Genomic DNA, 23,971 nt, shown 5'->3' with positions numbered 1-23,971 from the left:
ATCCCTAATTTTACTTGGTTGTATTTAGTGTCGCTAATCGTAAACTAACCGCTTGTTTATGGGCGGTTAGCTGCTCTGCTTCTGCCATGAGTTCAACGGCATGACCAATCTCTTTCAACCCTTCTTGAGTGAGTTTTTGCACTGTCATACGTTTTTGAAAATCAGCTAGCCCAAGACTTGAGTAAGTTGCTGTATAACCATAAGTGGGTAGTACGTGGTTGGTACCCGATGCATAATCACCAGCAGATTCCGGCGACCAATCACCTAAAAAGATTGATCCAGCACTGTTTATTTTATCAACTAAGTCATCTGCATTTCGGGTTTGTATAATTAAGTGTTCTGGCCCATAGCGATTACTAATTGTTACACATTCTTCTAAATCTTTAGTCACAATCAAACGGCTTTCTTGTAAAGCTTTTTGGGCGATCTCATGTCGTGATAATGTACTAAGTTGTTTGTCCACTTCAGTAGATACTGCTTGAGCGATTTTTTCATCAGGGGTAAGCAAAACCACTTGTGAATCTGGGCCATGCTCTGCTTGAGATAATAGATCGGCTGCGATAAAGGCTGGATTTGCCAAACTATCAGCAATGACCAAAACCTCAGAAGGGCCCGCTGGCATATCAATAGCAGCACCATCAAGGCGTTGACTCACTTGGCGTTTAGCTTCGGTCACAAAAGCATTACCGGGTCCAAAAAGTTTATCAACTTTAGGGACGGATTCTGTGCCAAATGCCATTGCCGCGATAGCTTGGGCTCCACCTAATTGATAAATTTCACTTATGCCACAAAGTTCAGCAGCATATAAAATTTCGTCAGCGATTGGAGGGGGCGAACATAAAATTACTTTACGACATCCGGCAATTTTTGCTGGAGTGGCCAACATTAATACCGTTGAAAATAAGGGGGCTGAACCACCTGGAATATATAACCCTACTGAATCAATAGGTCGAGTGACTAGTTGACAATTTATGCCTGGCATCGTTTCAACATTGATGACAGGTTTAACTTGGGCTTGATGGAATTTTTTGATATTTGATACTGCTAACTGCATGGCTTGCTTCAATTCTTGATTGACTCGAGCAGTTGCCGCTTTTATTTCAGCTTCAGTTAATTTTATTTGTTTAATTTGGACTTTATCAAATTTATTACTAAGTGCTATTAGTGCCTTATCACCGTCTTGTTTTACTTGTTCTAAAATTGCCGTAACAGCCTGACTGATAGTATCTGATGCAGCAATGGCAGGTCGCATGAGTAGTGCTTGCTGTTGTTTATCTGAACATTGTTGCCAATATGAGATTTTCATTTTATTACTCCATCATTTTTTCAATTGGTAATACCAAAATAGAGCTGGCGCCTAATGCTTTTAGTTTTTCCATGGTTTCCCAAAACAGTGACTCACTGCTAACCATGTGCAGCGCAACTCGATTTTGTTCGCCTGTCAACGGGAGGATTGTTGGATTTTCCGCGCCAGGTAACAGGGCGACAACTTGGTCTAACACTTCAGTTGGAGCATGTAACATTATATATTTTGATTCTCGTGCTTGAATAACACCCTGAATACGTGTCATTATTTTATCGATTAAGGCTTGTTTGACTTGTGGCATTTCACCTTGTCGCTGAATCAGGCAAGCTTTAGATTGATAAATAATTTCAATTTCTCGTAGCCCGTTGGCTTCTAACGTGGCGCCACTAGAGACAAGATCGCAAATCACATCGGCAAGTCCAGCGCGCGGAGCGACCTCGACCGAACCATTTAGCAAGCAAGTTTTAAAGTTGACGTTGTATTGTGATAGATAACGACGCAATAAGTGTGGGTAAGTAGTGGCAATACGTAAATCATTTAAACATTCAGGGCCAGTATAATCAAAATCACGCGGCGCAGCGATTGATAAACGGCAGCCACCAAAATCTAAACGCCGTAATTTTTTATATTGTGGATTTTCACCTTCTGCTTGACGGTCTAGTACTTCTTCCTCTAAAACGTTTTCACCAACAATACCAATATCTACGACTCCATCAATTACCAAACCAGGTATATCATCATCACGAACACGTAAAATATCAATTGGCATATTTTCAGCAAAAGCAATTAAACGTTGCTCTTGAAGATTAATTTTAATACCACACTGCGCAAGCAATTTTTTTGACTCATCACTTAAGCGTCCCGATTTTTGCATAGCAATGCGTAAACGTGAATTATCCAACATATTTATTCTCCAACTTAACCAAAATTTATCAACTAAAAACAAAAAACCCTCGGAAGTTTGATCTTCCGAGGGTTTTCTATTTGCTTTTGCGTTATCACCGGAAGATCAAATGTCTTCCAGCACCTATCGCCCGAAGACTATTCAGGAATGATGATGGTGATGATGTTTAATAACTAAAGCGCAAAAACAATTCATAAAATAAACCAATAATTTAATTGACTATAAATACTGTTGTACAAAATATAACAGTTTTTGCTCACTGGCAACTGTTTTTTTAGTTTTGATCAAAAAAATCTAAAAAAAATTTACCTTAACGTCGATTTGACCTCTTTATTGTGAATAAACATGACCATTTTATAGAATATTTTTTAGCTGGTGGCTGACCTTATAACGACAAAAATATTCTATTTTTTCTAAAAAAGTTGTTAGTGTTTGGGGATCAAAACAGCTTTTTATAAAATAACAGCCATCTCCGGTAATTTTATAAAACTCAATTATTTCGCAATAAGATTTAATTAGCTGCTCGAAAGATTCAAATTGATTCGTGTTCATGTAAATAGTGATGAATTGCAGATGTTTGGTTTTTTCTTTGATTGTAAATTTTTCAATAATACCTTTAATTTGTAACTCTACTACTCGTTGACCGACTGCTTGACCAGACAGATAGATTTTTTCACCAATCTCTTTCCAGGATTGTCGACTGTTATTTTTAAGTTCATTTAAAATAGCTCGATCTTTTTTATCCATTTTTTCACGCTGAAAGTTAATTTATCTAAATGCTTTCAATACACTATGTTAGGCAATGACAAATTATCGCATAATTTAGTTGTATAAAACAATGACAGGAGAAAGCAGTGAAACAAGGATTAGTAATTATTGATGTACAAAATGACTATTTTCCGCAAGGTAAATTTACATTAGTTGATACTGAACGTGTGCTAAACAACATCTTAACAATACAAAAATATTTTTCCGAAAATGGCTTACCCATTTTTTATATTCAACATATTAAATTAGATCCTAATGCAGCTTTTTTTGCCAAAGGGAGTCATGGTGCCGACATTCACCCAGATTTGCTAGCTTCGAGCAATCAATATAAACAAATTATACAAAAGTCTTATCCCAATAGTTTTTTTCAAACCGATTTACAACAAAAATTACAGCAGCAAAATGTTAAACAATTAGTTATTTGTGGCATGATGAGTCATATGTGTATTGACTCCACGACGCGATGTGCCAGCGAATTAGGTTATCAACCAATATTGATTGATGATGCTTGCACTACTCGAGATCTTGATTTCAATGGTGAATGGATACCGGCTAAAACTGTCCATAACAGTTTTATGTCTGCTTTAATGAATTTTGCATCTGTAATAAGTTGTGAACAGTTTATTGAGATTAGTTAAAGTCATAGAATGAACAATTATTAAATCGATTCTTTTGATGTTTTTATTGAATTTTATTGTTGATTTGCAATGTGATATAATTTAACTATATGAAAAAAGGTTATTTATTATAAGAATTCGTCATGTTGCATCCTTCAGATCATACCGATAGCTATATATTCGTATGGCTGTTTATGTTTCCTTTCTTTTATTTACCGTATTTAAGTGCTTTTTTGTTTTTTGGGATTAGATATCATTGGTTTGTTAAATATTGTTTAGTCATTTTTATTGGTTTACTTTGCTTTGACTTGTTTGATTATATCTATATGGATATGGGTGTGATGGTATTAGTGCTGTTATCCATTTTTACTATTCTTTTTCCGATCACAATTCGATACCATCGTGCTAACAGATTAAATAAATCTAATAACTATAAAGTTGATTTGTATCGTTGTACTCAAGTTGCGACATTACTTATCATTGGATGGTTATCATACAGTCTATGTTATAGGGAATTTTCCCTTTTATTATTTCCAATAACAGGTATTCTTTTTGCCTTTGCTATTCGATATTATCAATTACATAGAAAAACGTACCAAGGTAAAAAACAGAAATTTTTTGATGTGATCTATTTTATCTTACCGTTTTTGTCTACATGCTTTTGGCCTATTTATCTGATTATCCCTACTATGATTGAGTAAACTTCCAAGTAATGAATGTTAACAAAGTAGCGGTTGGTCTTTTTTCTAACGATACGATTTATCGTGTTTATCCCAAGTAGGGTTATGATGCAAATTTTGGGATCAATTCTACTGATGTTTCAACTGTCAATTTTTGTGATTCGGTAACCACAGTAAATCAAAAAAATTATTATATTAACTCGGTAACATAAGGGGAGGATAAATCTTAGCAATTAAGCTTAAATTGTCCTATGATATTGCCCACAGTAATTGGGCATGAACAACGTGGTAAAGTGATTAAAAAAAGCGCACAAAGCGCACAAAATTGTTAGTGCTATTATTGAAGAGATGAGCGTAAATTAATTTCCTTAATATTTTCATTGCAACTGTATTAGGAAAGGCAATAAGCTTGTTGCTTAATTTTGCCTTTCCTTTGTTTTTTCTTATTAACTTTTTAGTTTAATTTATTGTTTGGTTTTTTATAGCAGATTGATTAATTGATACCTTTTAGAGAAAAGGCTAAAGCATCCAGTACCTAATAGCAATAAACTTAATGCTGTCATTGCCATAAATGCAGGGTATTCAAAGCCGCCCCCCGTATTTGTAAACATCCATCCATTTGCTGAATGAATATAAGTAATAACAATCATCTGAATTACGGCTAAAAAGCTGATTATGCGTGTGAAAATCCCTAACAATAATAAAACACCACTCCCAATTTCAAACAAAATAGTTAAATACCCCACAAAACCTGGAAAACCAAGTGACTCAAAATATTGGGCAGTGCCAGCAGGGGTAAACACAACTAATTTAGTAAAACCATGCGCTAAAAACATGACACCAAGCGTAATGCGTAAAATAAGTGAGGCTAAATCAATTCGATATTGTTTCATTTTATTTTTCCTATATGTTAACAATTATTATCATTTAAATGGTAAGTTCATCATAATGGTTATTTATTTGTAGATAAATAAGCTATTATGTGACTTATTGTCTCATTAAGTGGAACAATTACTTGACTAGGTGAAAATGGATGAATAAATCAAATAAATTTTTGGAGATGACAGTTTTTGTCACCGTTGTTGATTGTAACAGTTTTATTGAAGCAGCGGGTAAATTAAATTTGTCTAAACAAGCGGTATCGCGTTATATTCAAGCTTTAGAAGATCGCCTACAAGTAAGATTATTACAGCGTACAACACGTAATATGGTTGTAACTAATGAAGGGCAAACCTTTTACTGGCAAGCAAAAGCCATTATTAATGCTACAGCAGAAGCAGAAGAAAGTCTGAGTTTAAAGCAAGCTAGCCCACAAGGTATTTTACGAGTTAATGTTCCTGTTAGTTTTGGTGTTTTGCATTTAGCACCATTATGGCAAAAATTTAGCAAAAAATATCCTCAAATCATTTTAGATATCACTCTATCCGATCGCTTTGTTAACTTATTGGAAGAGGGATATGACCTAGCTATTCGAATTGGTAATTTAGACAATTCTTCTTTAATTAGTCGTAAATTAGCTACAACTAAAATGATTGTAGCCGCTTCTCCTGATTATATTGCTCATTATGGTATGCCAATAAATCCCGATGATCTTAAACAACATAAAATTATTATGTACAGTCACTGGGCAAAAAAAGAGCAATGGAATTTTTATCAAAATAATCGCTGTTATTCGGTAAATTTGAGTGCAAATGTCTATTGTAATAATGGCGATACATGCAGGCAAATAATACTTCAAGGTGGTGGTATCTCAAAGCAGCCTGACTTCATTATTGGTCAAGATGTTAAAGCCGGTCAGTTAGTTTCGGTTTTAACTAATTATTATGTTGAAGATTATAATATTTATGCAATGTATCCAAGCCGTAAATTATTGCCACTTCGTACTCGTTTCTTAATCGACTTTTTAATCAGTGAGCTTGAACAGGTACAGTGGTAAAGTTGTTGTTGAAAAAAACGATACTATTTGAAAAAAATAGATAAATAATATAAGGTATACATAAAAATGATTAAAGTCATATTTTGTTATAAATAATGTTATAACACAACAATGTATTAGGAAATTTTCATGAGTATTTTGTCTAGACTGTTTACTTTTAAAAAAAGTAATGTAGCGCAATCAGACAGTGCGATCATTGAAAATCCCGCTATAAAAAATCCGCTTTCATTAACTATTTTAGTTGATCGTACTCTCTCTTTTGATTTCAATAAATTAACTCGATCTCTAGGCAAAATTAATTCTTCAATGAAGAAAGTCAAGTTCCAGTCTTTGCCTTGTGGCAAGGGTGAAGCATTTAATGCTTTAGCGAGTTGGAACCAACACTTAATTAAAGTTGTTGGTTTTGATACGGCTTGCTCACCCGAGGTAATAAAGCAAAGTATTGAATTTGCCAAGGATAATCAAGATTTAATTCAAACGATTAAAAATCATAATAGCCATATTATCATCTCTTATCATGGCTATGAAGACGATCTTATTAAACAGTATTTGATATTAACGCAATTTGCTATTGGCTTTGAACATTTTAATATGGTAGGGCTACTTAACCTAAAGGCACAGACTATTTTGTCAACCCATGTGGTTAGTGCGTTAGTCGAGAGCGATAATGGGATTGAATTACTTTGTGAATGTTTACCCCTATTTTTTGTCGGTTTTAAAGCCATGAAAGTAGATATTCATACTGGCATCTGTATGCGAACTTATGGTGCTGGTCAGCTAGGATTTCCCGATTTTGCTGCGTTTGCTGATAGTTTTGATGAAACAGATAAATACCTAAATATATTCAATAATCTATTATTGTATTTGCATCAGACTCATGCAGAAATAGCAGCAGGGCATACTATCGAAGATGATCGCGGTAAAATAATGATTTTGCGTGAACCCTCAGCAGAAGAGGGCTTTTTAAAAGATGGAAGTTTGGTGTTAGTGGCGCAATATCGTAAAGTATAATTCTTAATAACATCCTGCACTAATGACAATTTAGTGCTTACTTTTTGATTGTGTAATGATAAAGGAAGGTATCAATGAATTTTTTTTCACGTCTTTTTGGTAAAAAAAACAAATCAATGTTAGAGTGTGGCACATTAGTGGCTAATCCAAATATTGAAAATCCCGTAAGCCTAAGTATTTTGTTTAAGGGCAAATTGGATTTTGATAAAAATCAATTAAAAGAAGCACTAGTTAAGATAGATCCTTCAATAAAAAATATCCAATATGAAACACCATTCAAGCAATTAGATGAAGGATGTTACTTGTTAATTGGTTGGGATAAACATGTTATTCAATTAATTGGTATGAATCATCCTTATCCTGCCAATCCGTTAGAGCCTTGTATTGCCACAGCACATTATAGTCAAGACATCAAAGAACAAGTTCGTCATCACGATAGTCATTTAATGTTATTTTATAAAGGCTATGAGCAAGATGTTTTTGAACAATATTTAGCATTGGCGCGTTTAGCAGCAAGTTTTGCAACGTTTAATGCGTTAGCCGTCGTAAATGAGCACGGTCATACTTCTTTACCAATTGAATCACTGTTAGAATTAGTTACTGATAAAGATGGAATTGATTTACTATCCACTTCTTTACCAACATTGTTCTGTGGGTTTGTTAAATATCAAGTGGAAAACGTCGACGGTGTTTGGATGCGTACCTATGGTGCCGATGCATTTGGGCTACCAGATTTTGCTGTATTAGCAAAAAGTCACGATGAAGGCGAACACTACTTTACGTTATTTAGTAATGTGCTCAATTATTTACGTGAAAGTGGCGCAACCATGGTTGCGGGCGATACAATGGAATGTGGCGATGACAAAATGATGTCTCTACGCGCACCAAATGATGATGAATATTTCTTAAAAGATGAAGGTAATGTGCTCGTTGTTGAAATCCATGATAGTCAAGTTAATTCTTAATTGAATGACTCACTCATTTGCGATGACATTATCAACGTAATGGTTTTTATCATTTTTAATTTCATTACCGATGATTAAATAACTTAATAAATCATTATAAATTTATGAAAAATGATATCACTTAGCATTGATATCATTTTTTCATGGTAATGACAATATCGCCAGGACTAAGCCGAATATGTTTGCCATGATATTGGTATTCTATCCATAAATTCGGATTGTTCGATTCACAATCATTCATGATTCGGAATTCACTGTAACCGGTGTGCTGATCCAAAATGGGCAAAATGTTGTCAATATGACCTTTAAAATCATGTTGATCGAGATAAATAATTAGCTGTTTTATTAACGCTAACTTTCGATCAAATACAGAATGATGTTTCTGATATGATTCAATAAAATTAAGAATGTCTAGCATTTGCTACCTTTATCTGAAGTTAAATCAAGTTATTATGCGTAGTTATACTTGGCCTTTTATCTGTTATCAATTATTTTATCAAATTTGATTAAATCTTTATCGCGATCTTTTGGATATTATGGCTATACGTATTTTATAAAGAATATTGCTTGAGGTATTTAATGTTAAAGTAACGGCTCTAGGATGATTGAGCCGTTCTTTAATAATTTTGTGCAGTTTTTGGCGATTATAGATTAACGACGAATCGCTTTAAATTGCTGGGTGGTCTGTTTTAGAGCAATTTCGGTCGGTAAACGTTCCATTGAGCTTGCACCATAGAAACCATTACAATCTGGACAATTTTGTAAAATATACTCAGCATCTTCAGGGGTTGCAATTGGACCACCATGACATAGTATGATGATATCAGGTCGAATTGCCTTCGCTGCTTTTGCCCATTGATTAATTAGTGGTACACAGTCAGCAAGTTTTAGTGCAGTTTCTGCCCCGATACTTCCGCCGGTTGTTAGTCCCATATGAGGTACTAAAATATCTGCGCCGGCTTTTGCCATATCAATAGCATTTTGTTCACTAAATACATAAGGTGTTGTCAGTAAATCTTTTTGATTTGCTTGACGAATCATCTCAACTTCTAACGCATACCCCATGCCTGTTTCTTCAAGATTTGCCCTAAAGTTACCATCGATTAAACCAACAGTTGGAAAGTTTTGTACGCCTGCAAAACCGGTTTCTTTTAATTTATCTAAAAACTGATCAAATTGACAAAATGGGTCTGTACCATTTACGCCAGCTAGCACAGGGGTATTTTTAACTACCGGTAACACCTCTTTTGCCATATCCATAACAATTTCGTTGGCATTCCCATAAGCAAGTAAACCTGCTAGCGAACCACGACCCGCCATACGATAACGGCCAGAATTATAGATAACAATGAGATCGATACCACCCGCTTCTTCGCATTTAGCCGACAATCCAGTACCAGCACCACCACCAATAATTGGTTGGCCTTTAGCTATCATATCGTGAAATTTTTTTAACAACTGTGCGCGTTTACTTGTCATAATTCTCTCCATTTATTTCATTATTTTTTTAAATTCGTTGATAATTAGATCACAAAACTGTGGTGAGTTTATGTGATAAGGAACTTTAATTAATCGTCTTTTTTCGGTGACCATATACGTTTTTTCGAACTCTTCAATAAAGGCTTTGTTAGCGTCTGGTGACCAAAACGCACCGCCTTTTATATCTAAGGCTGAAAATCCTTCTTCGGGGATGATAAAGGTGACATATCCTTGGCATTGGTTAAGTTTATTTGCAATCCAATTCGCCATTTGTTGATTTTCTTCTGGTGTGGTTCTCATTAATGTTACTTGCGGATTGTGTGGATAGAACAATCGATTTTGATATTTTTCAGGAATGGTATCAGGGCTTGCAAAATTAACCATATCGAGTGCCCCACAAGATCCAATATAAGGTATTTGGCTTCTAGCTATCGCATCAAACCGATTATCATCGCAAGCCAATACACCGCCAAATAAATAGTCGCATACTTCGGTTGTTGTAATGTCAAGCACGCCATGTAAAAGGTGGCTATCGGCCAATTTTTCCATTGCCTTTCCACCACTACCCGTGGCATGAAAAATTAAGCAATCATATTGATCATGAAGCTGAGCGGAAACAGATTGTACACATGGCGTTGTTACACCAAACATCGTTAACCCTATCGCTGGTTTATCTTCGACCACTTCTTGCTTTTTAAATAATATTGAACCAGCGATAAAGTTTGCTGCATTGCTTAAAATTTTTCTTGAGATAACGTTTATCCCAGCAATATCAGTAACTGAGTACATCATGGCAATATCACTAGCACCGATATAACCCGAAATGTCACCCGATGCCATGGTTGATACCATCAATTTAGGTATACCAATTGCTAATGACTGCATAGCCGGTGTAATTAATGCAGTGCCGCCTGAACCGCCCAACCCCAGTATTGCACCAATATCGTTTTGTTTAGATAAAAATAGCTCAAATGCTTTCGCCATTGCGACAATGGCTTTTCCTCTATCACCACAAAAAACAGCACCACTACCTTCAGGATGAAAACTAGCAATCAGACTGGCACTGACATCAGCCAGATGATTAAAAGCATGGGGCTGCGTTGATAAGTCGACAATTTTACAGCTTAAATTTTTTTCAGCGAGCAGTTTTTTAATATAAACAATCTCTTCCCCTTTGGTATCAAGTGTCGATGCTAAATAAATCATATTGTTAGATGTCATTTATCCCTCCTTTATGGATAAATTGAAATTCGATACTTCGACCTATGGGGTGATAGTCTGCCACATATTATAAATCAAAAATGAGACTTTAGTCTCATTTTTTTGTTAAATCATAAAATTTATTGAATACCGAAAATTGAAGTATGATATATACATTAAAAATGTAATTAGAAAATTGACCGTATGACTCATAACAGCTTAGCTTCATCACCTAAATATAGCGGTGTGAAAAAACGAACGTTTGATCGTTTAATCAATACTGCACTAAATGCCCTAGAGCAGGGGTGTGAACTGACGATTACTGAACTTGCAGATAAATCGGGCATATCTAGAGCCACAGCTTATCGTTACTTTCCAACTCAAAGCGACTTAATTGCTGCTGTTGTAGAAAGCGCATTAGAGCCGATCTTTAACTGGCAATCCGATAATCAAGATCCAGATCAACAAATATTGGATTTTTTAGCTTTTGCCTTTCCACAAATGTTAAAACATGAAGGGGCACTTCGTGCAGCATTAAGAATTTCATTACAACAATGGGCAGCAGAAAGAACGACTTTATCTCAACAAAGTGATAAATTAGTTCGTGGTAACCGGAAGGAAATTTTATCAACTATTTTAAAACCACTTAAATCTCAAATGCCTGAACAAATCTATAATAATGTTTTGCATGCAATTTCGGTAATTTATGGGTCAGAAATATTTTTAGTGCTGAAAGATATCTGGAAACTTGATAACCAACAAGTGGTGTCCTTATCACAATGGATGGCTAAAGCAGTCATTAATCAGGCTAAACAAGATGCGCTAAAAATTCAATAAACGCAGTATGCTAACAGCTCAACGCTCTAATTAATGGAACTACATTAAAGTGTGTTGAATCTGTTGATAATAATCTACACTAAAAGTGTAGTATCAGCGTAAAGAAAATGATGAAAAATGCCTTAGCCTTATCAGCCCTAGCAACGTGAGAACATCAACTTAGCTTAATTAAAACAAGCAAGTACGTTAAAAGCATATTGGAAAAAGTGCCTTATCTTTTATTCAGCAATAAAATTGAAAATAGTATTGAGTGTGTAATGCTGATTACCTCTAAACTTAAAGTGCTATGATTTATTATCCAGCATGTTTATATGTAGACCAACCTAAAATGACTAGACACAACTGGGCTTTTATCCGCAAAAATGCTAATAACAAGTAAAACGCTAGCACGCTAAAACTGAGTACAGATTTTTATTTAATAGTGATTGATGAAAAGGAGGGAAAAATTAAAAGTAAATCTGTGGGATTTGCCTCATCCGGTTGTTGTTGTTTTTAGTTGTTTAATCGACTATGGCTAACTTGTTATATAGCACAAGTTTAATGATTACCGTCTAACAATTTTGATAGCATTTGATGAAAAATTGGCGTGTTATTGCCCAATACTGAAAAAAATTGATTATCGATCACTTCCACTAAAGATACTGTTTCATTGGCTTTATCTAAACCACTTTGTGTCAAATTAATACGCTTTGCTCGGCTATCTTTGATTGAGGTCGATCGCTTTACTAACCCTTTTTTTTCTAAATTATCTAAAATTTGCGAAATTGTCATGACATCAATATTGGTTTTGGTCGCTAATATTACTTGGGTTATTTCGTCATCAGATTGGGATAGATAAGCAAGCGTTGCCAGTACAATAAATTGGGGATGAGTAATCGCGTATTTTTTTAGACATTGTTTGATTTTGGTCTGCCAGGACGAATAAGTGCGCATAAAGACAAATCCTAATGAGTCAGCGTCTTTTACAAATTGTGTACGAAACTTATTGTCCTGAATCATCATTTACCTTTCAACTAAATTTTTCAATGCATATGTTTTGTCAATAATATCATCAGACAGTTGTTTTATGAAATGATAAGATGCACTATCCGCTACGTTTTGATTAGGCTTTAATGATATTTCTGATTTTAATGCATATTGATTTGTTGCAATTGGCACAATTTGATGTGAAAAATAGAAAACGCCCATCTCTGGCATCATAAATTGTTCAGTAAATTCTTGATTAACGATAACCTTTGATAAAGTAACGGGCATTTCTGGTGTATTTTGTAATTTAAATATACCTTCTGCACCCGTTTTCATCTCACCGAATAATTTAAAATCCTCAAGATCGGTTTCCCACAATTTTCTTAAAGATAAATCAACATAATATTGCCATACGTGTTCAGGTTTAGCCGTAGTAGGGAGTAAAAACGAGGTTGTAATAGTATTCATAGTGTTCTTCCATGATTTTAATAAGTGTTATTATTATAAGTGTACATATTAAATTAGTAAAGTATATTTTTGGAATTTAGTATTATCAACAACGGAACGATTTTTTGTTATTCAATTTATTGAATACTAGCTAGATTTTTGCTGTAGCGATTTAATAGTCATTTATATTTTATGTTGAATCATCTCTGGCATACTCAGGTTTGCCTATCTGCACCTGTTATTTTGTTAATTAAGGCTTTTATAATGTAAATTAAATGGTTTTTATGGTGGAAAACTCTTGTAAAGAGTAATGGTTAAAAAAATGGTTAACATTTGATTTTAAATGTTTTATAGGTAGATTGCACGATAAGTGTCATGCATGTCATTATCCATTACATTTAATAAACAGTACTAAATAGCTGACAAGTATTGATTAATAGTTTTGGTTTTTAGCACTTTTATCGTAGAATGCCCAGCAATATTTTAACTATATATACCTAGTGATGAATCTAATTATGTTAAGCATTCATTATGCTAGTTAGACTTTCACTTTATCAAATCAGATTTGCTTTTAAACTTAGTAATTCGTAATAACATTATTTATTGATCAAATAAGACAAATATTAAGCTTATCAAAACCGTTGATTTTTGCTTAGTATTTAAAGCGATACATTTTAAATAGTACTTTAATATCAGTTGTAGATTATCCCTATTAATTTTATGTTCAACGTGAACTCAAAATGTTAGTTGTCAATTTTTTTTGAAATATCCTAGGAGATAAGCAATGAGAGAGGATAGTAGTATCTATAATGGTATAAGCCAAATTTTACTTAATGTCGCGCCAATAGAAGCGAAAAAAGTGATTATGAAAGCTAAATTTTTATCAAATGATCAGCGTTGCCATTATGAATATGATTATATCAACGATCTTAATGAAAGAAATTGGTTTACGACTCCAAGATATGTGAATTTAGGAATATTAAGTTATCTAATCAAATTAAGGCAATTTCACATCGATAATAATTTAACTAACGGTAAGACAATATGGACAGGATGTGAATTGATGATTGATTTAGATAAAAATAGAGTCAATATTAATTTTATGTACGATTAAATGCCCAAGCAACTAAAAAGATCCCAAAAAAAAGATCTTTTTAGTTGTTTAAACTCACCTTTGTATGATGATAACGCTATATTTATTGATTTAACTTTGTTTGCATAAAATGAATATTAGCAGTTAACTATGAATTTTCTTCAAGCTTGTCATTAAACAGCGAATAGTAAACTTAGTCATTTAATGACTAAATAAGGTTTTGCTGTGTAATACTCAAAATGATTAATGATATTGTGTCTGCTGTTGATATTGTTCATCATTAACTAATAATAAGCATGTATCACTATTTGATACCGCCTTTTGCAAGCGTTGTTTATCCTGTTCATTCAAATTATGAATACAAGCAGCAATATAGCTACAAGTTTCGCTTTGCAGGGCTTTTTCAATAGTTGCAATTAAATTTTCATTTTTCAAATTAGCCAATTGAATCACTTTTTGTTTATCAAGCCCAGCTGTATTAAACCATGAACGTTTTAGCATTGGTCTATCTGAAAGCCATAATTGCCATTTTTTGGCTTTATTTAATGATTTTAATAAAGATTGCTGTTGTTGTAATAATTGTTGAAAAGGTGATTCAAAATCAACCGCAATAAGTTGTGGAGTTGAATGTTCAATAAACATAATAACCTCTAAACTGTATTTATATACAGTGTATATTAATACAGTATTTTGCGGTTGTAAACTCTGTTTGATGATTCTTTTAAGGTAAATCTGTTTATATAAAATCAAGAGCGAAAATATTGATAAGATAAAATACCTAAAAAAGTCATTAATATTGAACCAATAACGTGAACAGCAATGGTTGTTAGTGCCCATGTTATTTTGCCTTCTTGTATAAAGTTAACTATTTCGGCTGAAAATGTTGAAAAGGTAGATAACCCCCCACAAAAGCCAGTAATAACCAGCAGTCGCCATTCTGCTGAAAGATGACTATGTGTAAAAAATGCAATAGCAAAACCGATAACGTAACCCGCAATCAGATTAGACAGTAAAGTACCAATAGGAATGGCAAAGGCAATCACATTTAATTTTAATGATAAAAACCATCTTAATAATCCTCCAGCCACGGAACCAACCGAAATAGCTAAAATAAGTTTTAACATATAAAGATCCTTACAAATTCGATAGTTTTATTTAATGATATTTTATCTGTTTTGTTGACAAATGTGGTTAACTATAACCGAGATCATAACAAAATGTATACCTTGGGTTATAATCTTATTATTAGCTAAGCAATTAAATTGTATAAGACTTTATTTCAATGATTAGGATCACTAATTCAATGACAATCAAGGCAAATAGCTGCCTACAAATAAGCCATTCTATTTAGTGAATTCATGACTATTTTCAGTTAAAAATGTGCAGTTAATTTTATTTTTGTAACATAAATGGCTCATGGATTGGTGGCAAACTGTTTAAACATATTATTCTATTTGGCTTTCAAATTAAGTTAACTATGCTAATTCTAGCTAATTTTGTCCTAAATAAGTTAAAATAATATCGAATAACCGTTTTTTATTAAGGATACATTATGTTTACAGGAATTGTGCAAGGTGTGGGGCAAATTATTGATATTATCGATCACGATAAACTGCGCACTTATAAGGTCAAATTGCCTGATGAGCTAAATCACAATTTGAAAATTGGCGCGTCTATTGCCAATGATGGTTGTTGCTTAACTGTGACCGGTTTTGAACAAGATTGGGTGTCGTTTGACATTATGCAAGAAACCTTAGCACTTACTACATTGGGCGCTAAAAAAATTAATGATTACGTGAATATTGAGCGTAGTGCAAAATATGGTGATGAAATAGGAGGGCATGTTATGTCCGGACATATTTCTTGCGTGGCAACCATTACCAATATTCAAAAAACAGCAACTAATTGTCAAATGACTTTAGCTATGCCAGCCCAATTTATGAAATATGTACTCTATAAAGGATTTATTGGTGTTGATGGTGCCAGCTTAACTGTTGGTGATATACAGCAAAATTGTTTTGATTTACATCTTATTCCTGAAACATTAGCAATCACCACGTTAGATAGCAAAAAAATAGGTGATCATGTCAATATTGAAATAGATTCGCAAACACAAGCAATTGTCGATACCGTTGAACGAGTTCTAGCGGCAAGAACTCAAAACTAAGCCAATTTAGTGTTGATATAAACCCATCAAATCCCAATTGATGGGCGATAAACGTTACAATATTCAACTATAACATTGAGCAATAGGTTTATAAGCTCAATGGTTTATTGACGATTTAATAACGCTGTTATTTCTACAATATCCTTTGGTGTGGTTTGGCAACACCCACCGATTAATTTCGCCCCGAGTTTTGTCCATATATCAATTTGATTTGCAAAGGTACAGCAATGTTGATGGTTTTTATGCCATTGCTTGGTGGTAGGATCGTATTGCTCACCAGAATTAGGATAAACAATAATAGGCTTAGTTGTCAGCTTACTCATTACCGCTAATGCTGGCGTGACTTTTTCTAACGCAATGCAATTAATGCCAACACTTACAATCTGATCAACGTTGTTTAGATAGTTAATCACCTTTGATATTGGGGTACCATCACTTAAATGATTTTCATCTTTTAACGTTAAAGAAAACCAACAAGTTATCGTTGGGAATTGTGCAATAAGCTTGGTTAACGCTTGAATTTCGGGAAAAGAGGGTAACGTTTCACAAGCAAGAATATCGACTTTTGCCTCAATTAACGCTTTAATTCGATCCAAATGGAATTGAATAAATTGCTGTTCAGTTAGTTGATAATCGCCCGTATATTCTGAACCATCGGCCAAATAAGCACCATAAGGGCCAACTGATCCTGCAATCAGGAGTGGCTTGTTATCAGCTAGCTCATTTAAATAACGTTGTTTGGCTTGCTTAGCAAGTTTAACACTTGTTTTGATTAAGGCTATGGACTGTTTTAAATCAATCCCTTTTTTGGCAAACCCGAGCGGAGTAGCTTGATAACTTGCCGTGATAGCACAATCAGCGCCTGCTTTAAAATATTCATAATGGACTTGACTAATTAATTCGGGTTGCTCAATAAGCACTTTAGCAGACCACAAACTATCATTTAAATCACATCCACGGCGTTGTAATTCGCTGGCAAGCGCACCATCAATAACAATGTATTTTTTCTGCTTTAACAAAGCAGCTATTGGATTACAACTATTCATTGGCATGACTCTTTTTTTGGTATTTTTCGGTAAAATGATGTGCAATAAAACAAACAATAACAAAAGGAATACCACAATATAATGCAATACGCTGCTCTGGATCGAACGCAAGACCCACACAGGCAATTAAGCATAATATAAAACCTAATATAGGTACAATTGGGTACAATGGGGCTTTATATTTTAGTGTTTTTAGCTCAGCGACTGAAAGTTGTTTTCTAAAAAAGTAGTGTGAAGCACAAATGCTTAACCACACTGCAACTACGGCAAAACCCGAAATAGCAGTTAGTGCAACAAATACCGTGTCGGGCGCAATAACACTTGAAAATAGTGCTAATAACCCACCTAGCATACTGACTGCGATAGCAATAGTTGGAATGCCTTTTTGGGTTAATTTGCTAAAGCATTTTGGTAGTGTACCTTGATTTGAAAGTGACCAAAGCATACGTCCTGATGCATATAGCCCAGAGTTTGCTGCTGACAAAATTGCAGTTAAGATAACAAAATTAAATAGGTCAGCTGCATAAGGTAAACCAATATTTTCAAATACCATAACAAATGGACTTTTAATTACGCCAGCTTGATCCATCGGTAATAACGCGGCTAACACAAAAATAGTGCCAACAAAAAAGATAATCAATCTTAAAATTGTGGTTTTAATTGCTAGCGGTATGCTCTTTTCAGGATTATGTGTTTCGCCAGCAGCAATGCCTATTAATTCGGTCCCAGAAAAAGCAAAATTAACTGAAACCATCGTCATAATAATCGGAATAATGCCATTTGGAAACCAACCATTGTCAGTTATATTATGTAAAAAAGGTGCTGGCATGTCGTTTTTCATTGGAATAAAGCCAAATATTGCAGCTGAGCCAGCAATAATAAAGATGATAATGGTGACCACTTTAATGATTGAAAACCAAAATTCACTTTCCGCAAAAAATTGAGCGGTAATAATATTTAGAGCAAAAATCACGACACAGAAAATTAGACACCAAATCCAAACCGAAACAGTAGGAAACCAATACTGCATACATAGACCAGCAGCAGTAAAGCTTGAACCTAGTGCTACAGTCCAAGTTAACCAATAAAGCCAAGCAACAGTGTAGCCTGTTCCTGGACTGATAAATCGCGACGCATAAGTATGAAATGCGCCCGTTTCGGGCATGGCAACAGCCAGTTCGCCAAGACATAGCATGACTAAATAAACCACCAATGCGCCAATTAAATAAGCGATGATTGCGCCAACTGCGCCGGCCGTTGCGATAATATAACCTGTATTAAAAAATAACCCTGTACCAATCACGCCCCCTAGCGATAGCATTATTAAATGCCGAGTTTTCATGGTACGTTTAAATTGATTTTCGTTGTGAGATGGGGAGTTTGTGTTCATAACCTGTTTTTGCTCAATGATTTAAAAAAACATTGCGCCAGAATTGACCGGCGCAATAGCTCATCTGTTATCAGATTTTATGTAATAGGTAATTATAGATTATTTAAAAATTCATCTTTAGCAATTGTTTTACCATTCACTAAAACCTCATCTTTATCTTTAGAAAAATCTATGTCAGAGAATACACCTTTAGTGTTGCCGTTATTAAATACGAATGCATCAGAACCACTTAAGAACATTTTTGCCATGATTTGAACTGTTTGATTAGCTTTAGATAGTTGATCTGCGGTGACTTCGTTGCTTTTCGGGTTATCCATTTGTGCAGCAAAACGCGCCATAACATCAAATGGTGCATGTAGGCTAAATTGCAAAGCATTAATATTATCAATATCACTGATGGTTAAATCATCACTGTCAACACCAGAAATATCAATATTTGCGGTCATATTAATATCGCCACTAGCATTGTGAAAATTAAACTTATTTAACGTTACTTTAGTATTAACTGGATTGCTAGAAGCGTCACTGTTGTAACTATAAGATTCATTTATATTTGAAAAAATGAATCTTTTATCAACACCTTTAAAATCCAGATCTAAAAGGGTTGAGCCTAAGTTTTGTTGACCTAAAATGATAGAACCAATTGTTGATTTTGTTGAACCATCGACAGTATTGGTTGAGTTAACTACAGATTTTTGCTTGAAATCAAATTTTTGCAGTTCAACTTGTGACATTATATTTGAATATTTGCCTGTTGGTATAAAGGTAAATTTATCAAACGTTGTTTCGATATCCATATTAACATCATTCGAATCAATGACACCTTTGCTATTGACATTACTGACTTCAACATTGCCCTGTATATCAAAATCATCCATAATAGTTTTAAAATTATCAAAGCTAATCTCGTAATTTATCTTGCCTTTTTCACTATTTGGTTGTGCTGATAATTTTAATTTATTTAATGAAATTGAACTTTTATCATTTAATTGATAAACAAATTTGTCTAAATTGGCCGTACTTTTAATGCTTGATGCATCACTATTACTTTCAAATGTATAGTTTCCTTCAGAAAGATCGAGTTTACCGTCAAGCCCATCCCATTGGGCATTTGTCATGGTAATGGCTTTATTTGCCAATGCAACAGTCAAATATTGACCATAACTTACACCTGCATGCCCTGTAATCAGTGGCTTGTTACCAGCAAGTTTCCAAAGCTCAGGGTAAGCCTGTTCGGTCATGGTATAATCTATCCAAGCCATCTGTGGTGTTAAACAACCTTTGCTTAGGGCGGCAATTGGGAAAGGACCATGGTGGATAGTAATATCATCGTTAAATAAATTGATGCTATCATTAGGGGAATCGATAGGCGATAGGGTAATGGTTAAATGCATTTTTGTTGAAAAAATATGCTTTTCATAATTGCTGTAAGCAAATTTTACGGTAAAGTCATCTTGATATTTATTGGCAATTTCTGTTATTTGCTCTAACTTACTATCGATGTTAGTTTCAATGATATTACCTGTATACCATGCTGTGCCAACGTATCCAATTCCTAATATTGCAATAATACCAACTGCCAGTGTGCTTTTTTTCATTATATTTCTCTTTTAAATTAATTATGAATTATGTTGTTAAGCTTGATGTTTAGCAAAATCAACCAATAAATTTTTAATATATTCAATACGTTCAAGACGTTGTAATTCTGATTTCAACAATTTTAATCGATTTGTGCCTTCTAGGCGATAATTTTTTGGCGCTTTTTGAATCATTTCTATTAAATAATCGACCGAAATTTTATTGTTAGCGCCAAACTCGATGAAACCGCCTTTTTCACCCAATTCAATTTTAGTAATGCCAAGTTGGCTTGCATGATGACGAATTTTAGTAATGTCTAATAAAAACAAAACAGCATCGGGTAATTGACCAAAGCGATCGCGCATTTCCACTTGAATATCGGTTAACTCATCTAAATCATCGACACTTGCGATACGTTTATACAGGGATAGACGTGTGTTAACATCGGGAATAAAATCATCAGGAATTAATGTTGGTAAGCGTAATTCTATCTCGGTTTGTTGATTATTCAGTAAAGATTCAAGTGTTGGTTCTTTACCTTCTTTTAATGATTTAACGGCATCTTCAAGCAATTCGATATACAAATTAAAGCCAATGGTCTCAATTTGCCCACTTTGATCACTGCCGAGCAATTCACCGGCACCACGAATCTCAAGATCGTGCGTTGCGAGGGCAAAACCTGCACCTAGATCTTCTAATGTGGCGATAGCGTCAAGCCGTTTTTTAGCATCTTTACTGAGTAATTTAGGATGCGGCGTTAACAGATAAGCGTAAGCTTGATGGTAAGAACGCCCAACGCGTCCGCGCAGTTGGTGTAATTGTGCCAGACCAAATTTATCTGCACGTTCAATGATAATGGTATTGGCGTTAGGAATATCAATACCTGTTTCGACAATAGTTGTGCAGACTAGAAGATTAAATCGTTGATGATGAAAATCATTCATTATTCTTTCAAGATCGCGTTCATGCATCTGTCCATGACCAATTGCAATTCGGGCTTCCGGTACCAGTTCGGCTAGTTTTTCAGCAACAGCTTCGATATCTGATACATCATTATGTAAATAGTAGATCTGACCACCACGTAAAATTTCTCGTAAAATGGCTTCACGAATAACTAAATCGTCGTATTCCCGGACAAAGGTTTTTACAGCTAAACGGCGAGCTGGTGGCGTTGCAATAATCGAGAGATCGCGCATACCACTCATTGCCATGTTAAGCGTTCTAGGAATTGGCGTTGCGGTCAATGTTAAAATATCAATATTGGCTCGCATAGCCTTGATCCGCTCTTTTTGTCGAACCCCAAACCGATGTTCTTCATCAACAATAAGTAAGCCTAAATCTTTCCATTTCACGTCTTCTTGCAGTAATTTATGTGTGCCGATGACAATATCTACTTTGCCTTCAGCCAGTGCTTGAATTACCGCTTGTTGCTGTTTTGCTGTTTTAAAGCGGGATAAACTTTCAATACGTATTGGCCAATTGGCAAAACGATCGCAAAAATTTTCGTAGTGTTGCTGTGCTAATAGCGTTGTTGGCACTAAAACAGCGGCTTGTTTATGATTGATTACCGCTAAAAAAGCAGCTCGAATGGCAACTTCGGTTTTGCCAAATCCTACATCCCCACATACTAATCTGTCCATAGCATAAGGGGAGCACATATCACCAATAACAGCACCAATGGCATTTTGTTGATCTTCCGTTTCTTGATAAGGAAAAGCTTCACAAAAGAGTTTATATTGTTCACGATCTTGTTTAAATTCAAAACCAGGTTTGCTTTCACGCTCAGCATAGATATCGAGTAATTCAGCTGCCACATCGCGGACTTTTTCAGCCGCTTTTTGCCGTGCTTTACTCCACGCATCGGTACCTAGTTTATTTAAGGGCGCGTTTTCTTCATCGCCGCCTGAATAACGACTAATTAGATTCAGCGACGAAACAGGTACATAAAGTTTAGTCTCGTTAGCATAGAGTAAAATTAGATATTCTGCTGTAATACCACCGGTTTCAAGTGTGGTTAATCCTGCATATCGTCCAACCCCATGTTCTAAATGTACCACAGGTTTACCCGGTGTTAATTCAGCTAAACTACGAATTAAAGAATCAGTATTGATTGATTGTTTCGACTCTTTTTTACGGCGGATAATTCGTCGTCCTAGCAATTCGTTTTCAGTAATAAACGCAAAATTGTGCTGTAAATCTATAAACCCTTGTTCACTTGCGCCAACGATGACACAAAAGCGATCATTTATATTGTCTAGTTGATCTAATTGGGTAATTGTTGTGGGATAAATACGTAGACGACCAAGTATTTCTTGAAGCGCTTCTTTACGTCCTTCTGATTCGACCGAAAATATAATTTTACCCGCAAACTCTTTATTAAATTGTTCAAAATGAAAATAAGGATCTTTATGTTGAATTTGTATTGCAACATCAGGCAATGCACTAAAAGGTAAGTTAATATTTTTAGTTGATTGATTAACGGCTTCGTTTGCTACAATAAGTCGCGGATAATGTTTAAATTGCGCAAATATTTCATCGGTTTTAGACCAAATAACCGAGGGTGATAATAGTGGACGCATTGGATCAACTTGGCGACTTTCGTATCGCTGATTAATGTCTTGCCAATATTTATTGGCAAACTGTTCAATATTTGCCGTATTAATAATCAAAGTATTATCTAAAAAATATGAAAACAGCGGCACCAACGGCTCATTAAAAAATAACGCTTGCCAATATTCAATACCTGTTGGTAGGATGTTTTTACTGACTTGCTGATAAATGCTTTCTGGCTCAAGTCTTACTGCAAATTGTTCACGCCATTGACTACGAAATAGCTCAATAGCTGCTTTATCAAATGGAAATTCATGTGCAGGTAGCAGTTGAATTTGCTCAATTTCTTCAAAAGTGCGTTGGCTTTCAACATCAAAAGTTCGAATGCTATCAATCTCATCATCAAAAAAATCAATACGATAAGGTTTATCACTGCCCATTGGAAAAATATCAAATAATGCGCCGCGTGTGGCATATTCACCATGTTCCATTACTTGACTTACTGAGCGATAACCCGCATTTTCTAATTGTAAACGTAGGTGTTCACGGCTTATCTGCAGACCTTTTTTCATCATGAATACATGCCCACCTAAAAAGCTTTGTGGGCAGACTTTTTGCATTAATGTATTAATCGGTAAGATCAGGGCACCTTTGGTTAAATGACCAAGGTGATATAAGCAAGATAAGCGTGCCGATACAATGTCTTGATGTGGGGAAAAACTGTCATAAGGTAAGGTTTCCCAATCTGGGAAAAAAATAGACGGAAAGGGCGAAAATTGTTTTAGTTCTTCGTGTATGCGTGAGGTTTGCTGCATATCATCGGTAATAATCACCACTAATCCGTTATGAGCTTGAATTGCTTGCGCACAAAATAGTGATAAAGCTGAGCCAACTAGTTGACCACAGTGTTTTATGTCCCCAGGTTTTTGTGGAATAAGTGTTGATAGATTGATTGTTTTAGGCATAGGAATTTTTTTTGATATCAAAAAAAGTTATCGAAGGATTATAGCGTAATTACGTGGTTGTTTTCT

At 34.8% G+C, this 23,971-nt stretch carries 23 protein-coding genes and 1 other annotated feature; of the genes, 8 read left to right on the top strand and 15 right to left on the bottom strand.

The window, feature by feature from the left end; all coding sequences use genetic code 11:
- Positions 1–10: 10 nt before the first annotated feature.
- From hisD to J3U56_RS06630, 3 genes are all read right to left on the bottom strand, one after another.
- Entirely contained in the window at positions 11–1,306 is a 1,296-nt protein-coding gene (gene hisD, locus J3U56_RS06640) for a histidinol dehydrogenase (protein ID WP_267334223.1), read from the bottom strand.
- Positions 1,307–1,310: 4 nt separating this feature from the next.
- Positions 1,311–2,210: an ATP phosphoribosyltransferase gene (hisG, locus tag J3U56_RS06635; protein WP_267334224.1), complete on the bottom strand. Its 900-nt coding sequence runs from the start codon at positions 2,208–2,210 to the stop codon at positions 1,311–1,313.
- A 37-nt stretch (positions 2,211–2,247) separates the two neighbouring features.
- Positions 2,248–2,373, bottom strand: a sequence feature (His leader region).
- A gap of 191 nt (positions 2,374–2,564) precedes the next feature.
- Entirely contained in the window at positions 2,565–2,957 is a 393-nt protein-coding gene (locus J3U56_RS06630; protein ID WP_267334225.1) for an AsnC family transcriptional regulator, read from the bottom strand.
- Positions 2,958–3,064: 107 nt separating this feature from the next.
- Here J3U56_RS06630 and J3U56_RS06625 point away from each other — a divergent pair, with 107 nt between their 5' ends.
- Together J3U56_RS06625 and J3U56_RS06620 are read left to right on the top strand one after the other, a co-directional pair.
- On the top strand, positions 3,065–3,616 hold the full coding sequence (locus J3U56_RS06625) for a cysteine hydrolase family protein (protein ID WP_267367143.1): 552 nt from the start codon (positions 3,065–3,067) through the stop codon (positions 3,614–3,616).
- A 122-nt stretch (positions 3,617–3,738) separates the two neighbouring features.
- Complete coding sequence (locus J3U56_RS06620) at positions 3,739–4,296, top strand: hypothetical protein (RefSeq protein ID WP_267334227.1); 558 nt, start codon at positions 3,739–3,741, stop codon at positions 4,294–4,296.
- 458 nt (positions 4,297–4,754) lie between these two features.
- Here J3U56_RS06620 and J3U56_RS06615 read toward each other — a convergent pair whose 3' ends face one another.
- A complete protein-coding gene (locus J3U56_RS06615; RefSeq protein WP_267344049.1) occupies positions 4,755–5,168 on the bottom strand; it encodes a DoxX family protein in 414 nt (137 codons plus the stop codon).
- A gap of 140 nt (positions 5,169–5,308) precedes the next feature.
- Between J3U56_RS06615 and J3U56_RS06610 the strand changes: the two genes are divergently transcribed.
- The 3 genes from J3U56_RS06610 (at position 5,309) to J3U56_RS06600 (ending at position 8,187) form a co-directional block, all read left to right on the top strand.
- Entirely contained in the window at positions 5,309–6,211 is a 903-nt protein-coding gene (locus J3U56_RS06610) for a LysR family transcriptional regulator (RefSeq protein ID WP_267367141.1), read from the top strand.
- 129 nt (positions 6,212–6,340) lie between these two features.
- A complete protein-coding gene (locus tag J3U56_RS06605) occupies positions 6,341–7,222 on the top strand; it encodes a DUF4261 domain-containing protein (RefSeq protein WP_267367139.1) in 882 nt (293 codons plus the stop codon).
- A gap of 74 nt (positions 7,223–7,296) precedes the next feature.
- Positions 7,297–8,187 carry a DUF4261 domain-containing protein gene (locus J3U56_RS06600; RefSeq protein WP_267367137.1) on the top strand — a complete coding sequence of 297 codons (891 nt, stop codon included), beginning with the start codon at positions 7,297–7,299 and terminating at the stop codon, positions 8,185–8,187.
- A 133-nt stretch (positions 8,188–8,320) separates the two neighbouring features.
- Here J3U56_RS06600 and J3U56_RS06595 read toward each other — a convergent pair whose 3' ends face one another.
- The 3 genes from J3U56_RS06595 to J3U56_RS06585 form a co-directional block, all read right to left on the bottom strand.
- Positions 8,321–8,605, bottom strand: coding sequence for a hypothetical protein (locus tag J3U56_RS06595; protein WP_267367135.1), 285 nt, complete (start codon positions 8,603–8,605; stop codon positions 8,321–8,323).
- A gap of 233 nt (positions 8,606–8,838) precedes the next feature.
- Positions 8,839–9,666, bottom strand: coding sequence for a phosphoenolpyruvate hydrolase family protein (locus J3U56_RS06590; protein WP_065634629.1), 828 nt, complete (start codon positions 9,664–9,666; stop codon positions 8,839–8,841).
- A gap of 12 nt (positions 9,667–9,678) precedes the next feature.
- Positions 9,679–10,887 (bottom strand): Tm-1-like ATP-binding domain-containing protein, encoded by a 1,209-nt coding sequence (locus tag J3U56_RS06585; RefSeq protein ID WP_267367134.1) that lies wholly within the window; start codon positions 10,885–10,887, stop codon positions 9,679–9,681.
- A 183-nt stretch (positions 10,888–11,070) separates the two neighbouring features.
- On the opposite strand from J3U56_RS06585, the gene J3U56_RS06580 reads away from it, so the two are divergent.
- The gene (locus J3U56_RS06580; RefSeq protein WP_267367133.1) at positions 11,071–11,703 is read left to right on the top strand and encodes a TetR/AcrR family transcriptional regulator; all 633 of its coding nucleotides are present in this window, start codon (positions 11,071–11,073) and stop codon (positions 11,701–11,703) included.
- Between the two features lie 537 nt (positions 11,704–12,240).
- Here J3U56_RS06580 and J3U56_RS06575 read toward each other — a convergent pair.
- Positions 12,241–12,702, bottom strand: coding sequence for a MarR family winged helix-turn-helix transcriptional regulator (locus tag J3U56_RS06575; RefSeq protein ID WP_267367131.1), 462 nt, complete (start codon positions 12,700–12,702; stop codon positions 12,241–12,243).
- A 3-nt stretch (positions 12,703–12,705) separates the two neighbouring features.
- Positions 12,706–13,137: a hypothetical protein gene (locus J3U56_RS06570; RefSeq protein ID WP_267334234.1), complete on the bottom strand. Its 432-nt coding sequence runs from the start codon at positions 13,135–13,137 to the stop codon at positions 12,706–12,708.
- A 763-nt stretch (positions 13,138–13,900) separates the two neighbouring features.
- Between J3U56_RS06570 and J3U56_RS06565 the strand changes: the two genes are divergently transcribed.
- Entirely contained in the window at positions 13,901–14,230 is a 330-nt protein-coding gene (locus tag J3U56_RS06565; protein ID WP_267349019.1) for a hypothetical protein, read from the top strand.
- 222 nt (positions 14,231–14,452) lie between these two features.
- On the opposite strand, the gene J3U56_RS06560 is transcribed toward J3U56_RS06565, so the two are convergent.
- Both J3U56_RS06560 and crcB read right to left on the bottom strand, forming a co-directional pair.
- The gene (locus J3U56_RS06560) at positions 14,453–14,851 is read right to left on the bottom strand and encodes a SulA-like leucine-rich domain-containing protein (RefSeq protein ID WP_267334236.1); all 399 of its coding nucleotides are present in this window, start codon (positions 14,849–14,851) and stop codon (positions 14,453–14,455) included.
- Positions 14,852–14,955: 104 nt separating this feature from the next.
- Entirely contained in the window at positions 14,956–15,333 is a 378-nt protein-coding gene (crcB, locus tag J3U56_RS06555) for a fluoride efflux transporter CrcB (RefSeq protein ID WP_065634622.1), read from the bottom strand.
- Positions 15,334–15,761: 428 nt separating this feature from the next.
- Here crcB and J3U56_RS06550 point away from each other — a divergent pair, with 428 nt between their 5' ends.
- Positions 15,762–16,376 carry a riboflavin synthase subunit alpha gene (locus tag J3U56_RS06550; RefSeq protein WP_267344054.1) on the top strand — a complete coding sequence of 205 codons (615 nt, stop codon included), beginning with the start codon at positions 15,762–15,764 and terminating at the stop codon, positions 16,374–16,376.
- A 104-nt stretch (positions 16,377–16,480) separates the two neighbouring features.
- Here the strand turns inward: J3U56_RS06550 and mmuM are convergent, their stop codons facing one another.
- From mmuM to mfd, 4 genes are all read right to left on the bottom strand, one after another.
- A complete protein-coding gene (mmuM, locus tag J3U56_RS06545; RefSeq protein WP_267367129.1) occupies positions 16,481–17,422 on the bottom strand; it encodes a homocysteine S-methyltransferase in 942 nt (313 codons plus the stop codon).
- Complete coding sequence (gene mmuP / locus J3U56_RS06540) at positions 17,415–18,812, bottom strand: S-methylmethionine permease (protein ID WP_267367128.1); 1,398 nt, start codon at positions 18,810–18,812, stop codon at positions 17,415–17,417. Before mmuP ends, mmuM begins: the two co-directional genes overlap by 8 nt.
- Before the next feature lie 92 nt (positions 18,813–18,904).
- Entirely contained in the window at positions 18,905–20,410 is a 1,506-nt protein-coding gene (locus J3U56_RS06535; RefSeq protein ID WP_267367127.1) for a YdgA family protein, read from the bottom strand.
- A 36-nt stretch (positions 20,411–20,446) separates the two neighbouring features.
- Positions 20,447–23,905 (bottom strand): transcription-repair coupling factor, encoded by a 3,459-nt coding sequence (mfd, locus tag J3U56_RS06530; RefSeq protein ID WP_267367125.1) that lies wholly within the window; start codon positions 23,903–23,905, stop codon positions 20,447–20,449.
- Positions 23,906–23,971 lie beyond the last annotated feature (66 nt).

This window comes from Gilliamella sp. B2824, assembly GCF_026536245.1.
In the GTDB taxonomy this organism is placed as follows: domain Bacteria; phylum Pseudomonadota; class Gammaproteobacteria; order Enterobacterales; family Orbaceae; genus Gilliamella.
The sequence above is the reverse complement of the archived record's forward strand: the minus strand, read 5'-3'. Positions and strand labels throughout refer to the sequence as shown.

What these genes read in the sequence shown, in the direction of transcription:
- hisD (WP_267334223.1), bottom strand. Translation starts at nt 1,306, where the DNA reads ATGAAAATCTCATATTGGCAACAATGTTCAGATAAACAACAGCAAGCA.
- hisG (WP_267334224.1), bottom strand. Translation starts at nt 2,210, where the DNA reads ATGTTGGATAATTCACGTTTACGCATTGCTATGCAAAAATCGGGACGC.
- J3U56_RS06630 (WP_267334225.1), bottom strand. Translation starts at nt 2,957, where the DNA reads ATGGATAAAAAAGATCGAGCTATTTTAAATGAACTTAAAAATAACAGT.
- J3U56_RS06620 (WP_267334227.1), top strand. Translation starts at nt 3,739, where the DNA reads ATGTTGCATCCTTCAGATCATACCGATAGCTATATATTCGTATGGCTG.
- J3U56_RS06615 (WP_267344049.1), bottom strand. Translation starts at nt 5,168, where the DNA reads ATGAAACAATATCGAATTGATTTAGCCTCACTTATTTTACGCATTACG.
- J3U56_RS06610 (WP_267367141.1), top strand. Translation starts at nt 5,309, where the DNA reads ATGAATAAATCAAATAAATTTTTGGAGATGACAGTTTTTGTCACCGTT.
- J3U56_RS06605 (WP_267367139.1), top strand. Translation starts at nt 6,341, where the DNA reads ATGAGTATTTTGTCTAGACTGTTTACTTTTAAAAAAAGTAATGTAGCG.
- J3U56_RS06600 (WP_267367137.1), top strand. Translation starts at nt 7,297, where the DNA reads ATGAATTTTTTTTCACGTCTTTTTGGTAAAAAAAACAAATCAATGTTA.
- J3U56_RS06595 (WP_267367135.1), bottom strand. Translation starts at nt 8,605, where the DNA reads ATGCTAGACATTCTTAATTTTATTGAATCATATCAGAAACATCATTCT.
- J3U56_RS06590 (WP_065634629.1), bottom strand. Translation starts at nt 9,666, where the DNA reads ATGACAAGTAAACGCGCACAGTTGTTAAAAAAATTTCACGATATGATA.
- J3U56_RS06585 (WP_267367134.1), bottom strand. Translation starts at nt 10,887, where the DNA reads ATGACATCTAACAATATGATTTATTTAGCATCGACACTTGATACCAAA.
- J3U56_RS06580 (WP_267367133.1), top strand. Translation starts at nt 11,071, where the DNA reads ATGACTCATAACAGCTTAGCTTCATCACCTAAATATAGCGGTGTGAAA.
- J3U56_RS06575 (WP_267367131.1), bottom strand. Translation starts at nt 12,702, where the DNA reads ATGATTCAGGACAATAAGTTTCGTACACAATTTGTAAAAGACGCTGAC.
- J3U56_RS06570 (WP_267334234.1), bottom strand. Translation starts at nt 13,137, where the DNA reads ATGAATACTATTACAACCTCGTTTTTACTCCCTACTACGGCTAAACCT.
- J3U56_RS06565 (WP_267349019.1), top strand. Translation starts at nt 13,901, where the DNA reads ATGAGAGAGGATAGTAGTATCTATAATGGTATAAGCCAAATTTTACTT.
- J3U56_RS06560 (WP_267334236.1), bottom strand. Translation starts at nt 14,851, where the DNA reads ATGTTTATTGAACATTCAACTCCACAACTTATTGCGGTTGATTTTGAA.
- crcB (WP_065634622.1), bottom strand. Translation starts at nt 15,333, where the DNA reads ATGTTAAAACTTATTTTAGCTATTTCGGTTGGTTCCGTGGCTGGAGGA.
- J3U56_RS06550 (WP_267344054.1), top strand. Translation starts at nt 15,762, where the DNA reads ATGTTTACAGGAATTGTGCAAGGTGTGGGGCAAATTATTGATATTATC.
- mmuM (WP_267367129.1), bottom strand. Translation starts at nt 17,422, where the DNA reads ATGAATAGTTGTAATCCAATAGCTGCTTTGTTAAAGCAGAAAAAATAC.
- mmuP (WP_267367128.1), bottom strand. Translation starts at nt 18,812, where the DNA reads ATGAACACAAACTCCCCATCTCACAACGAAAATCAATTTAAACGTACC.
- J3U56_RS06535 (WP_267367127.1), bottom strand. Translation starts at nt 20,410, where the DNA reads ATGAAAAAAAGCACACTGGCAGTTGGTATTATTGCAATATTAGGAATT.
- mfd (WP_267367125.1), bottom strand. Translation starts at nt 23,905, where the DNA reads ATGCCTAAAACAATCAATCTATCAACACTTATTCCACAAAAACCTGGG.